Raw genomic sequence first — 13,352 nt, 5'->3', positions numbered from 1 at the left:
CTCTTTTGTGTAAAGAGGGTATTATGGAGTTATTTTTTAGGGGTTGTAAGCATATTTACATATCTGCCTTCAATGATTGGCTCTTTATCTCTGTCGGCATATTCTTTTACAGTTTCCCATACTTTTTCAAGTATTGCAACGCCAGCCTCGGGCGAGCTCATTTCTCTACCTTTTAAGAATACACGAAATTTAACATGTTTGCCTTCTGATAAGAACTCAAGTGCGTGCTTAACTTTGTAATTTATATCGTTTTGTGCTATTTTTACAGAAAGTTTTATCTCTTTTACCTCAATAACTTTTTGCTTTTTCTTGGCCTCTTTTTGTTTCTTCTCTTGTTGATAACGAAACTTTCCATAGTCCATCACTTTACAAACTGGTGGTTTACCATCAGGGGCTATTAAAACCAAATCCATTCCAGCATTTTGGGCTATTTTTAAAGCCTCTGCTCTTGATATAACACCATACGCTGTGCCATCATCGCCAATACATCTAACCTCGTTTGCTCTTATGTCCTCGTTGAGCAATACTTCATTTTCTCTACTCAAAAATGTACCTCACTAAGTTTTTCCTTTGTTAAATTTATAAAATCCACTAAGCTCATATCGCTTTGTGTTCTTGCTTGCCTATCTCTTAGAGCAACTGTTTTGTTGGCAACTTCACTATCACCAATTACTACTATCATAGGCACCTTTTGTTTTTCAGCCGTTCTTATTCTTTTGTTTAGACTCTCATTTTTACTTGCAACTTCGCTATCAACATTTATCTTTCTTAATTCGCTAGCGATTTGTTTTGCATAGTCTAAATGAGTATCTGATATAGGAACTATAACTACTTGTGTAGGTGCTATAAAAAATGGCAATTCGCCTGCTGTATGCTCAAGTAAAATTCCTATAAATCTCTCAAAACTACCAAGTAATGCACGGTGAAGCATTACAGGTCTTTGTCTTTCATTGTTGCTATCAATGTATCCTAGATCAAAACGTTCAGGCAAGTTAAAGTCCACTTGTATCGTTCCGCATTGCCATTTACGCTTTAGTGCATCTGTGATTTTTATATCTATCTTTGGTCCATAAAAAGCACCGCCACCTTCATCTATTCCGTATTTAAATCCATTTTCATCAAGTGCTTCTTTTAAGGCTTTTGTCGCAACTTCCCAAATTTCATCATCGCCTATCGCCTTAGCTGGTTTTGTTGAGATTTCCATTTCATATTCAAACCCAAAACTTTTCATTATGGCGCCAGCAAATTTTAAAATTTCAAGTATGTTTTCTTTTATCTGGCTAGGCATACAAAATATATGAGAGTCATCCTGTGCAAATTCTCTTACTCTAAACAATCCATGTAAAACACCACTTTTTTCGTGTCTATGAACTACTCCGTATTCAAAAAATTTAAGTGGTAAATCTCTATAAGATCTTATATCTGTTTGATAAACTTTTATATGTCCTACACAGTTCATTGGTTTTATTCCATACTCGGCATCATCTATGGTTGTAAAGTACATATTTTCTTTGTAGTTTGCATAGTGTCCGCTTTTTTTCCAAACATCCGCTTTTAAAAGCTCTGGACCACGAACGGGCTCATACCCGCGTTCTCTGTGTGCTTTGTATAAAAGTTGTTCTAATTTAGAGCGCAATCTTCCACCATTTGGTAACCACATAGCAAGTCCACCACCGATCTCTTCATCAAATGCGAATAATTTCATATCCACACCAAGTCTTCTATGGTCGCGTTTTTTTGCTTCTTCTATTATACGGATATGCTCTTTTAGGCTCTCTTTGTCTGCATATGCGGTTCCGTAAATTCTATTTAACATCTCTCTGTTTTCATCACCACCAAGATATGCACCAGCTACACGAGTTAGTTTAAAAAATCTTAAAAATTTTGTATTTGGAACATGTGGTCCTCTACATAGGTCTTCAAATTCACCCTGAGAGTAGCTACTTACTTCGCCATCTGGAATTCTTTTTAATACTTCCTGTTTTAAATCATCGTTTTTAAATTTTTCAGTCATTGCTGATTTTGTTGAACTAGTTTTTACTATATCATTTCTTTTGTCAGCTAACTCTTTCATCTTTTTTTCTATAACGTCAAGATCACTTTCACCAAGTTTCGTTCCGTTTTCATCTACTCTAAAATCATAATAAAATCCATCTTCAACATTTGGACCTACGAAAAACTTAGCTTCTGGGTATATTGACTTGATGGCTTCTGCCATTAAGTGTGCACAGGAGTGTCTTATCACATGTAGTGCATCTTTTGAGTTGTCAAAATATATAGGCTCAGCCAGATTTTCTCTTCCAGCTATACTTTGAGTGTCTATTATCTCACCATTTAGTTTATATGCGATTATTTCGCTCATTTTACAAATTTCCTTTTTATATCAAATTGTCTTTTTTACATTAAAAGAACTAAGCACGATTTTATCTAAATGGTTTTTAAACAATACTTAATAATTTATTTTGTGGTTATTTGATAATTTATATGTTGCGGTTTTTTTACAATGTTTTAGATTAAAAATATAATTTATATATTTTATAAATATAAATTATAATATTTTAAGAAAATTAGACATATAATTACGCTGATTTTAAAAAATAATCGTCTTTGATTATTTTCTCCAATAAAGATTATTTGGATGTGGTAGTCTCACATCCAAATTTTATCTTATAGGTATCCTTGATCTATCATAGCATCAGCAACTTTTCTAAATCCAGCTATATTAGAACCTAATACTATATTTCCTTCTTGTCCAAATTCTTTACTTGTTTCATAAGAAAGTTCAAAAATGTGTTTCATTATGCCTTGTAATTTTGTATCAACTTCATCAAAGCTCCAAGAAGTCATGCCTGCATTTTGCATCATTTCAAGACCACTTGTTGCAACACCACCAGCATTTGCAGCCTTAGCAGGAGCAAAGTAAAAATCTTTTTGTGCTAGCATAAAGTCAATAGCTTCAAGTGTGCTTGGCATATTTGCACCCTCACAAACAAAACGGCAACCATTAGCATATAGCGTTTTTATATCTTCTAAGTTTAGTTCATTTTGGGTAGCACTTGGGAATGCGCCATCGCAAGGAACACTCCAAACACCATTTGTTCCAGCTTTATATTCTGTGCTAGGTGTGTATTTTGCATTTGGTTTTGATTTTACATATTCGCTAAGCCTAGCTCTTTTTATCTCTTTAAGTTCTTTAAGAAGTGCCACATCAATACCATCAGGGTCATATACAAAGCCGTTTGAATCAGATACTGTTATAGCTGTTGCTCCAAGTTGTTTTAGTTTTTCAACTGTATATATAGCAACATTGCCAGAGCCACTTACGGCACATTTTTTACCTTCTAGCCCAAGACCAGCTTTTTTAAGCATGTTGTTTATAAAATACACAGAGCCATATCCGGTTGCTTGCGTTCTTGCTAAGCTTCCACCCCAGTTTAGACCTTTGCCTGTCAAAATTCCATCATAAAGACCAGTTATTTTTTTGTATTGTCCGAAAAGATATCCTATCTCACGACCTCCAACACCGATATCTCCAGCCGGGACATCTGTTGTATTTCCTATGTGGCGATATAATTCACTCATAAAGTTTTGGCAAAATCTCATAATTTCGTTATCACTCTTTCCCTTTGGATCAAAATCACTTCCGCCTTTTCCGCCACCCATGCTTACACCTGTTAGTGAGTTTTTAAAAATTTGTTCAAATCCTAAAAATTTTAAAACGCCTAAATTTACACTTGGATGAAATCTAAGACCACCTTTATATGGTCCAATTGCTGAATTAAACTGAACTCTATAGCCATTATTTACCCGTGGTTTTCCATTGTCATCTACATAGGTAACTCTAAAGCTTACAACACGCTCGGGGATTGTTATTCTTTCTAAAATAGCATGTTTTTCATATTTTTTATCACTGTTTAGTAGTGGCTCAAGGCTAGAAAGAACCTCTGTTGCCGCTTGTATAAAAACCTCTTGTCCGATGCACGATTTTTTTAAATCTTCTAAAATTTTATTTATATAAGCACTCATGCTAGACATCTCCTTATTTTTTGAAATTTATATTTTAAATATTAACATGCCTATAATTTTTTTTAGTTTAATTTTAAATTAATAATTTTATCTTAGTTGTTTGATGTTACTAATTGAAACTTTTAAAATTTTAGATGGACTATTGTTTTTAAAATTTTCATCAACAACGACATCAGCAACGCTTCTCGCCCATGCTTCATCAAAAGGTTTTTCATGTAAATTTGCAGAACTAGAAAACATCCATCCGTGCAAATCCAAAAAATTAGAGTGTCTACCATCTTTTATAACTCTTATGGCTTTTAAATTTGGATATAAGAAAGTTGTTTTTTTTGATTTTCTAATCCTGTTTTTAAATTTATTTGGCACTCTTGTTAGTTCTGATAAAATTTTAAATTTAGATGTTGTTATGACACAAGGTTTGTCTAATTGTCTATTTTTTATTTTATTTATTTCATTTGCATTTTTACTTAAAAATCCAGCTGTTGTATCTGTTTGTGCTAAAAAAATCATATTGAAATCCTAATGTGATTATATTTTATCTGTGTTTATTTTAATTATATTTTGGTAAAATCTTGCAAAATTTATAATAAATTTAAGGTAAAAACATGGAAAGAAAAAAGATTTATAACCCAAAATCAAACGAAACTCTAACTGATAGAAGAGTGTTTAACGGAAATCCTCACGGGATACTAAATTTCACAAAAGCAAAATATCAGTGGGCTTTAAAGCTTTGGGATTTAATGGAAGCAAACACTTGGTTTCCAAAAGAGGTTGACGTTAGTGCTGATGTTAGGGATTATAATTATAATTTAACACAAGCGGAAAGAAGAATGTATGATCTAGTATGGAGTCAGCTTATATCAATGGATAGTTTTCAAACAAATAACCTAGCAGATAATATAAATCCATATATAACAGCACCTGAGATAAATGCCTGTTTGGCTCGTCAAGCTTACGAAGAGGCAAACCACAGCAAGTCTTACGCGGTTATGGTAGAGGCTATATCTGATAATACAGACCTTATTTATGAGATGGAAAAACACGATGATGTTTTAAGAGAGAAAAATGACTATATTTCTGGCTTGTATGAGGAATTAGCAGGAGAGGTTACTGATGTTAAGCTTTTGCTTGCTATGGTTGCAAATCAAATTTTAGAAGGAATATATTTTTATAGCGGATTCACAGCGATATATGCACTTGCTAGAGCTGGAAAAATGCTTGGTTCGGCTCAGATGATAAGATTTATTCAAAGAGATGAGATAACACATTTGCTTTTGTTTCAAAACATGATAAACTCTGTAAGAAATGAAAGACCTGAGCTTTTTACTGCCGAGGTTGAAGAAACCATATATGATATGTTTAAAAAAGCTGGTGATTTAGAGATAAAATGGGGTAAATATATAACTCAAAATCAAATCATGGGCTTTACTGATGATATCATACAGGAGTATATTCATTATCTTGTGGATCAGCGTTTGGTTGCTATTGGATTAAAAAGAATTTATAATGCAAAACATCCTATAAAATGGGTGGATGATTTTTCTAAATTTAATGATCAAAAGTCTAATTTCTTTGAAAGCAAGGTAACAAATTATTCTAAGGGAAGTTTAAGTTTTGATGACTTCTGATTTTGTTTGTATCTTTACTTATGGTTTGCTTTAAACAAAGAAAGTTTTAAAAAACTATCAATAAAGAGCGAATCTATAATTTTAATGTTTTAAAATATAATTTATGAGCATTAAAAAAATAAAATTAGAATATTTTACATTATGCTTTAATTGAAATGTTTATGGAATTAGAGAGGAATTGTTTTGTGAATGAAATTAAATGGCTAAAATGGTTTTTTGTATCATGTCTTTTTTCTATAATTTTTGTTGCTGTTGTAAATTATACCGTAGATCCATTCCAACAATTTAGAATATCTAATTTTTATGATATAAAATTTAAAGAACAGCGATATTTAAATGCTGGGTTGGCAAAAAATTATAAAATCAATTCAGTTGTTCTTGGTACATCAATGACTGAGAATTTCTTAATCAACGAAATTGAAGAAAAATTAAATTATAAAAATGTTATTAAATTATCAATAAGCGGAGGGGTTACTAAAGAGCTAATAACTACATTAAATACCGCTATTAAACACAATAAAATAGATGATGTGTTATTTGGGCTTGATATTTTTTCATTAAGTGATAATTTTGATAAAAATAGATTTCCTTGGTTTTTGTATGAAGAATATAGTTTTAAATCAATCAAAGATTATTTGTTAAATTCTTTTATTTTTAAAAATTCTTACAAATATATCAAAAGCATTATACATAATTTTATTATGGGGGGGGGTACAATGGCTAATTTAGACTTAAACTGTATATATTGCTGGTCTTTGTTTGTCGATGACTCTTCTTATAGTGAAGAAAATATATATAAAAGCTGGAATGAAAATGAACCAGGTAATATTCATTCTAATAGAATAGCATTTGCAGATCTAAAAGAGAATTTTGATAAATATTGGATAAAAACTATAAAAGAAAATCCAAATATAAGGTTTAAAATATTTTTACCACCTTATTCTGTATTGTTTTTTAAAAAATGGGAAAGTATGAATGTTATAAAAGATGCATTTAAGTTTAAAGAATATGCTTTAAGTGAGCTTTTAAAGCTTAAAAATGTTGAAATTTATGATTTTCAAGTAGATAAAAATATAACTCATAATTTATCGCTATATAAAGATATTTCTCATTATCATCAAAAAATTAATACTTTGATACTCGAGTATATAAAAGAACATAAATACTTAGTAACCAATGAAAATTATAAGAGTTTAATTGAGGATTTGAAAAATCAAGTATATGAATACCAATTACCTGATTTTATAACTCAAGAAAATTTTAAGAAGGAATAAAATGCTATTTAATTCATTTGAATTTATTTTTCTTTTTTTACCGTTAGTGTTTTTTGGATATTTTTATCTAAACAGCATAAACAAATTTGATATGGCTAAATTATTTTTGGTTATATCTTCTTTGTTTTTTTATTCATATTGGAATATAAAGTATCTTCCAATAATACTTGTTTCTATGGGTTTTAATTATTTTGTGTCTCAATCTTTGATAAAAAATAAAAATAAAACCACTCTTGTTTTAGGTATCGTGTGTAATGTTGCATTGCTTGGATATTTTAAGTATGCAGACTTTTTTATAATGAATTTAAATATGTTAGGTGCAAATATTGCACAACTTAATATTTTGCTTCCACTTGCAATATCTTTTTTTACATTTCAGCAAATAGCGTATCTTGTTGATAGTTATAAAGGTATCAATACCCATAAGCAAAGTTGGCTTGATTATGCACTTTTTGTTAGCTTTTTTCCACAACTTATAGCAGGTCCTATAGTTCATCATAAAGAGATGATGCCACAGTTTGCTGATTCAAATAATAAAATTAAAATTTATAAAAATATAGCTTGTGGCATTTTTATATTTTCAATAGGTCTTTTTAAGAAAGTTGTTATAGCTGATAAATTTGCAGGGTATGCTACTAGTGGCTTTGATATAGCAGCAAGCCTAAATTTGCTAGAAGCTTGGGCTACTTCGCTTTCTTATACGATACAATTATATTTTGATTTTAGTGGCTACACCGATATGGCTATAGGTATAGCTCTAATGTTTAATATAAAGCTTCCAAATAACTTTAACTCCCCATATAAAGCACTTGATATTCAAGATTTTTGGAGACGATGGCATATGACACTATCTAGGTTTTTAAAAGATTATGTTTATATACCGCTTGGTGGCAATAAAAATGGTAAGCTTAGAACTTATGTAAATTTATTAGCTACATTTATCATCGGTGGTATTTGGCATGGCGCTGGTTGGACCTTTGTGTTTTGGGGATTTTTGCATGGTATAGCTATAGTTATTCATAGGATATGGACAAGTTTTGGCTTTAAGATGAATAAAATCCTAGCTTGGTTTATAACATTTAACTTTGTAAATATAGCTTGGATATTTTTTAGGGCAAATACTTGGGATGATGCTATAAAAGTGCTTAGTTCTATGTTTAGTTTGCAAGATGTTGTGTTGGCTCCAAGTATGCAAAAATATTTTTCTTTTTTTGCTTCAAATGGAGTTAGGTTTGATGAAATTTTTATTCATCTAAATACAGGTCATTCTATAATTAGATATATTTTAGGTGCTATTGTTGCTGCTTTATTATTAAAAAACTCAATTGCATTAAGAGAGAATTTTAAGCCATCAAAATTTAACTTGGTGTTAAGTATTATATTTTTTGTGACAAGTATATTTTCTTTTTATAGGGTTAGTGAATTTTTATATTTTAATTTTTAAAGGAGATAATATTGAATGAAATGAAGTGGCTAAAATGGTTTTTTGTATCATGTCTTTTTTCTATAATTTTTGTTGCTGTTGTAAATTATACCGTAGATCCATTCCAACAATTTAGAATATCTAATTTTTATGATATAAAATTTGAAGAACAGCGATATTTAAATGCTGGGTTGGCAAAAAATTATAAACTTAATTCTGTTGTGGTTGGCACATCAATGACTGAGAATTTTTTAATAAATGAAGTTGAAGATATGTTAGGTTATCAAAATACAATTAAATTAACTATGACTGGAAGTGTTTCAAGAGAGCAAGTAGCTGCCCTTAATAGGGCCATAAGATATCAAAAATTAAATGACGTTCTTTGGAGCTTGGATATTTTTGCTATGAGCGATGTCTTTAACGCAAGTAGATTTCCATGGGATATGTATAAAGATAATAGTTTTATGGAAATTACACAAAAATATTTGCTAAATTTTTACATATTTAAATATTCACTAAAAGGTATTAGGGATTTAATTAGAGGCTATAAAAATAAATACATTGTTGATTTTAACTGTATGTATTGTTCTTATTATAAACATGATGAAAATGATTCTAATCTTAAAGAGATAGCAAAAAGTTGGCATGCAACAGGCATGCACAATAATACAAATTCTCATGTTATAATCTTTAAAGACTTAAAAGAGAATTTTGATAAATATTGGATAAAAACTATAAAAGAAAATCCAAATATAAGGTTTAAAATATTTTTACCACCTTATTCTGTATTGTTTTTTAAAAAATGGGAAAGTATGAATGTTATAAAAGATGCATTTAAGTTTAAAGAATATGCTTTAAGTGAGCTTTTAAAGCTTAAAAATGTTGAAATTTATGATTTTCAGGTAGATAAAAATATAACTCATAATTTGAATTTATATCTAGATTTGGGACATTATAATTACAAAATAAATACTTGGATGTTGGAGCAAATGAGAGATTATAAATACTTAGTAACCAATGAAAATTATAAGAGTTTAATTGAGGATTTAAAAAATCAAGTATATGAATACCAATTACCTGATTTTATAACTCAAGAAAATTTTAAGAAGGAATAAGTTTGGATTCATTACAACAACTAAAATGTAAAAAATTAGCCGATGAGATAGCCGATGAGATAGCCTTAACCCCACTTTTATATAATGCCATAAAAGATACCGAAAGAGAGATTTTTGTCCCTATAAATGCTCATGCGTATAGTCTTGATGCTCAGCCAATAGATGCAAATCAGTGGATTAGTTCTCCTTTGACTGTTGCAAAAATGACAATGGCTTTAGAGTGTGAAAATGTTGATAATATCCTTGAAGTAGGGTGTGGGAGCGGCTATCAGTCTGCTATATTATCAAAATTGGGACATAGAATTTTTAGCATAGAACGGATACAAAAATTAGCTAATGAGGCAAAAAAAAGATTTGATATTTTGAAAATAAAAAATGTTCATGTTCGTTTTGATGATGGCAATAATGGCTGGAGAGCATATGCTCCTTATGATAGAATTTTACTTTCAGCAGCTACAGCTAGTGTGCCTGAAAGGCTTTTTGAACAGCTAAAAGTTGGTGGTGTTTTAGTTGCACCAATTGAAAAAAATGGTAAACAATATATTACTAAATTTATAAAACATGGTGAAAAAGATATAGAAGTTTTACAATCTGATGAGTGTTTGTTTGTACCGTTATTAAATAATGTTCAAAGTTTGTAATTTAACTATAAAAAGTATTATTAACGTGAAATTAATATAATATTAATTTCACATTGGATAAAATCCCATTTTTTAAAAAAAATAATATAATAATAACGAAAATAAGGTCTATAATGGATGTGTTAGTTAAAAATAAAAAATATTATCTTTTGTCTATCGCTTCAGTGGTTTTTTTGCCTGTGGCGGTGATAGCGGCGGTGGAACAAACCACTACTCCTTTAGCTATATATGGTGATTATAGCAATAAATCCAATGTCTTATCATATACTACTACACAAGTTTCACCAAAATATATAGCGTCAACAGAATATGTAGCCCCGCTAACTATAAAATCAGTTGAGTATTTAAAATCTGTAGAAAAATCAGTTCAATCCTGGATTGCTAATCTAATTCAACAAAAACTATTAGAACAACGTATTTATAAAAATTCAGAATACAATGGTCTTAGGTTTGGTAATATAAATATTGAAAAACTAGAAAAATATGCAAAAAATGGATATATAAATGATGAACACTTGTCTCATGGTGTTGTGATTATCGATGATCTTGCCTATAAGAGTAAAAGTTTCGGAGATAGGCTCGTTGTTGTTAATGGAGAACAATCTAGCTATCACTCTCATGGAACAATGGTTGCTTCTGTATTAAATAGATATGCAAAACAAGGAATAAAATTTTATTCTTATAATGCAGATGGTTACTCTGGGAGTATTAATCCTCGTAGTGAGTATTTTACTCATGCTCACAAACATGGGCTTAGGATATTTAGTCATTCATGGGGAAGCAGACCTACGGGCTACGGAAGTTATAATATGAATAGTAATATTATTAAATATGCTAAAGAGGATAGTGTGTTTGTTTGGGCTGCAGGAAATGAATATAAAGATTTTGGAACACCGGAGTCAATGTATCCTACTATAGATGATGATGCTAGAAATGGTTGGATAAGTGTTGCCGATGTTAAGTTTTCAGGTTCTAATCCTGGGAGAGAACGCATGATATACAGCGAAAAAAGTGCCTCAAACTATATAGGAGAAGAAGCTAAAACTTGGGGTATAGCAACCCAGGGATTTTATGCAATTTGGATAAAAGATAAAGAAAAGGATAAGGTTAATCATAGAATCCAAGTAGCTGGAACATCTGGTGCGACACCAAGAGTTTCAGCGATTGCTTCAAATGTATGGCAAAAATTTCCATGGATGGACAACCATTTGGTTGTTGTGAGTGTTCTTTCTACTGCTGATGATGCTGAAACTTATAGACCATGCAATAATGATTCTACAAAAATGTGTGGAGATGTTACTACTAAGCCTAATAAAAAATTTGGATGGGGGCTTTTAAATAAAGAAAGAGCTTTGAATGGTCCTGCTAGATTTGATAAACTACTTTTAACAAATAAGGATGCGATATCAACAACAGATAATGAGATGTATTATAAAGATGGTAAAGAAAGTCAATATAAAAATCAACGCGATTTACTTGTTGTAAATTTTGATTATAGAAACTACATAGATAAAAGTAAGTTAACTTGGGATAATGATATAGCTGGCGATGCCGGGATCTTGAAGAAGGGAACTGGGTCTTTATACCTAAGTGGCAAAAACACATATGCTGGTAAAACTATAATAGAAGATGGTATTTTGGGTATCGGCGACTCTTTAAATTCACAAGTTTATATTTTGCAAAAAGGAACTTTGCTTGCAAAAAACAATTCGGATCGTAGCATAAATAAAAAAGTTATTTTAGGCACAACAAATCAAAATAACTATTCATTAGTTAATAAAGGTTCTTTAAATGTTTATGGAAATGGATTAACTATAAATGGAGATTATGAAGGAAAAGAAAATTCTAGAATAGTTATAGATATAGATAAGTCTAATTTAGAAGTTAAAGGGAAAATGAGTCTAGCTGATAATAGTAAACTTGTTGCAGATGTTGAAACATTTACAAGTGATATGTCACGTGAAGTCAAAACAAGAAAAGTTGTTGAAGCCAATGAAATAAGTGCAAACCGAGATAAAATTATTAGTTTAAAATCAGACAATATTCCTTACTTGGATGTTTCTAATTTTGACATTCAAAATAAAAGTATTAGCGTAAGCTATAAAAGAAATAGCTCGATTAAAGTTTTGCAAAAAATTAACTATACTCCAGCAGCAGCTATGAATACTGCTAATAATTTTGAGGATATTGCAGGAATAATTGATTCTAGTGATTTGTATAACAATACCGCTTTTAGTGCTAAAATTAAAAGCATATTTAAAATGAGTCCTTATGTTCTTCCTGCTGCATTTGATTCTCTTTCTGCTGAAATTTATTCATCATCTCAAGATATTTTATTTAAACAAAATAGATTATTAAATAAAAAAGTAAGCAACAGGATTATGGATTCTTTTGGCGATACAAGTGATAAAAATAACTTTTATGTTGATGGAATTTTTGGAGAAACATCTATAAACAAAAAAGGATTTGCTAGCGCAAAAGCAAATACAAAAGGTGCTATGTTTGGTGCTGATACTAAAAAAATAGATAATACTTTAATTGGTGCCGTCATTGCTCAAAATAAATCAGAGGCTAAATTCTCAAAAAATGCAGGCGATATAGATATAGATTCTATGGGTATTTTTGTATATGGTATGTATGATTTTGACCATTTGTATTTATCCAGTGTGCTTGGTTTTGATAGTTCAAGAGTGAAAGTAAATAGAGATATCTTAGATGTGAATTCTAAAGTAAAATATAATAGCAAAGATTATAGTTTATACACAGAACTTGGAAAGAATTTTAAAATAGATGAGCTTTATATAAATCCATATATCGGGTATTCTTTTAATAAACTTGTCCGTGGATCTTTTGAGGAGAAGGAGGCTCTTGGTATAAGTGCTGATTCTAAAAGCTATAACTCTTCTTCGTTGGTCGCAGGATTTAGAGCAAATGCAAAAATAGATAGTTTAAATTTAAGTGCAAATATTGCTCATATGTATGATGTAAAACCAAATGATTTTGGTTTTAATGCATTTTTTGTAGATGGACAAAATAATGCAGTAAGTTTAGCAAAAATAAAAGGAGCTAAACAGTCAAGAAATATATCTTGGTTGGGATTTGGAATTTCTTATTCATTGTTAGATGGTTTGATGTTGCAAACTAGTTATGATCTGTCTATTCAAGATAAGAAAAAAGATAGTAGTATTTTTACTGTAGGCGCAACTTATAAGTTCTAAAATTTTAAGTGATTAGATATTTTTATC

Annotated in this window: 10 protein-coding genes; 6 read left to right on the top strand and 4 right to left on the bottom strand. The window is 30.3% G+C overall.

Features of this window, described 5'->3' with window-relative positions:
- Window positions 1–29 precede the first annotated feature (29 nt).
- From infC to CPIN18021_RS08015, 4 genes are all read right to left on the bottom strand, one after another.
- Window positions 30–545, bottom strand: coding sequence for a translation initiation factor IF-3 (infC, locus tag CPIN18021_RS08030; RefSeq protein WP_078423890.1), 516 nt, complete (start codon window positions 543–545; stop codon window positions 30–32).
- Window positions 542–2,362 carry a threonine--tRNA ligase gene (gene thrS, locus CPIN18021_RS08025; protein ID WP_078423889.1) on the bottom strand — a complete coding sequence of 607 codons (1,821 nt, stop codon included), beginning with the start codon at window positions 2,360–2,362 and terminating at the stop codon, window positions 542–544. Before thrS ends, infC begins: the two co-directional genes overlap by 4 nt.
- A 305-nt stretch (window positions 2,363–2,667) precedes the next feature.
- On the bottom strand, window positions 2,668–4,026 hold the full coding sequence (gene gdhA, locus CPIN18021_RS08020; RefSeq protein WP_078424800.1) for an NADP-specific glutamate dehydrogenase: 1,359 nt from the start codon (window positions 4,024–4,026) through the stop codon (window positions 2,668–2,670).
- Window positions 4,027–4,113: 87 nt separating this feature from the next.
- Window positions 4,114–4,536, bottom strand: a complete 423-nt coding sequence (locus CPIN18021_RS08015; protein WP_078423887.1) for a Sua5 YciO YrdC YwlC family protein — start codon at window positions 4,534–4,536, stop codon at window positions 4,114–4,116.
- Between the two features lie 95 nt (window positions 4,537–4,631).
- Here CPIN18021_RS08015 and CPIN18021_RS08010 point away from each other — a divergent pair, with 95 nt between their 5' ends.
- The 6 genes from CPIN18021_RS08010 (at window position 4,632) to CPIN18021_RS07985 (ending at window position 13,325) form a co-directional block, all read left to right on the top strand.
- Window positions 4,632–5,654: a ribonucleotide-diphosphate reductase subunit beta gene (locus tag CPIN18021_RS08010; protein ID WP_078423886.1), complete on the top strand. Its 1,023-nt coding sequence runs from the start codon at window positions 4,632–4,634 to the stop codon at window positions 5,652–5,654.
- Window positions 5,655–5,839: 185 nt separating this feature from the next.
- Window positions 5,840–6,928 carry a hypothetical protein gene (locus tag CPIN18021_RS08005; protein WP_078424799.1) on the top strand — a complete coding sequence of 363 codons (1,089 nt, stop codon included), beginning with the start codon at window positions 5,840–5,842 and terminating at the stop codon, window positions 6,926–6,928.
- Window position 6,929: 1 nt separating this feature from the next.
- On the top strand, window positions 6,930–8,372 hold the full coding sequence (locus CPIN18021_RS08000; protein WP_078424798.1) for an MBOAT family O-acyltransferase: 1,443 nt from the start codon (window positions 6,930–6,932) through the stop codon (window positions 8,370–8,372).
- 11 nt (window positions 8,373–8,383) lie between these two features.
- Entirely contained in the window at window positions 8,384–9,466 is a 1,083-nt protein-coding gene (locus CPIN18021_RS07995) for a hypothetical protein (RefSeq protein WP_078424797.1), read from the top strand.
- 2 nt (window positions 9,467–9,468) lie between these two features.
- Window positions 9,469–10,107: a protein-L-isoaspartate(D-aspartate) O-methyltransferase gene (locus CPIN18021_RS07990; protein ID WP_078424796.1), complete on the top strand. Its 639-nt coding sequence runs from the start codon at window positions 9,469–9,471 to the stop codon at window positions 10,105–10,107.
- Window positions 10,108–10,220: 113 nt separating this feature from the next.
- Entirely contained in the window at window positions 10,221–13,325 is a 3,105-nt protein-coding gene (locus tag CPIN18021_RS07985) for an autotransporter domain-containing protein (RefSeq protein ID WP_078424795.1), read from the top strand.
- Window positions 13,326–13,352: the final 27 nt, after the last annotated feature.

Source organism: Campylobacter pinnipediorum subsp. caledonicus (genome assembly GCF_002022005.1).
GTDB lineage: Bacteria > Campylobacterota > Campylobacteria > Campylobacterales > Campylobacteraceae > Campylobacter_A > Campylobacter_A caledonicus.
The sequence above is the reverse complement of the archived record's forward strand: the minus strand, read 5'-3'. Positions and strand labels throughout refer to the sequence as shown.

Coding starts and splice junctions, on each gene's coding strand:
- thrS (WP_078423889.1), bottom strand. CDS start 2,362: ATGAGCGAAATAATCGCATATAAACTAAATGGTGAGATAATAGACACT.
- gdhA (WP_078424800.1), bottom strand. CDS start 4,026: ATGAGTGCTTATATAAATAAAATTTTAGAAGATTTAAAAAAATCGTGC.
- CPIN18021_RS08015 (WP_078423887.1), bottom strand. CDS start 4,536: ATGATTTTTTTAGCACAAACAGATACAACAGCTGGATTTTTAAGTAAA.
- CPIN18021_RS08010 (WP_078423886.1), top strand. CDS start 4,632: ATGGAAAGAAAAAAGATTTATAACCCAAAATCAAACGAAACTCTAACT.
- CPIN18021_RS08000 (WP_078424798.1), top strand. CDS start 6,930: ATGCTATTTAATTCATTTGAATTTATTTTTCTTTTTTTACCGTTAGTG.
- CPIN18021_RS07985 (WP_078424795.1), top strand. CDS start 10,221: ATGGATGTGTTAGTTAAAAATAAAAAATATTATCTTTTGTCTATCGCT.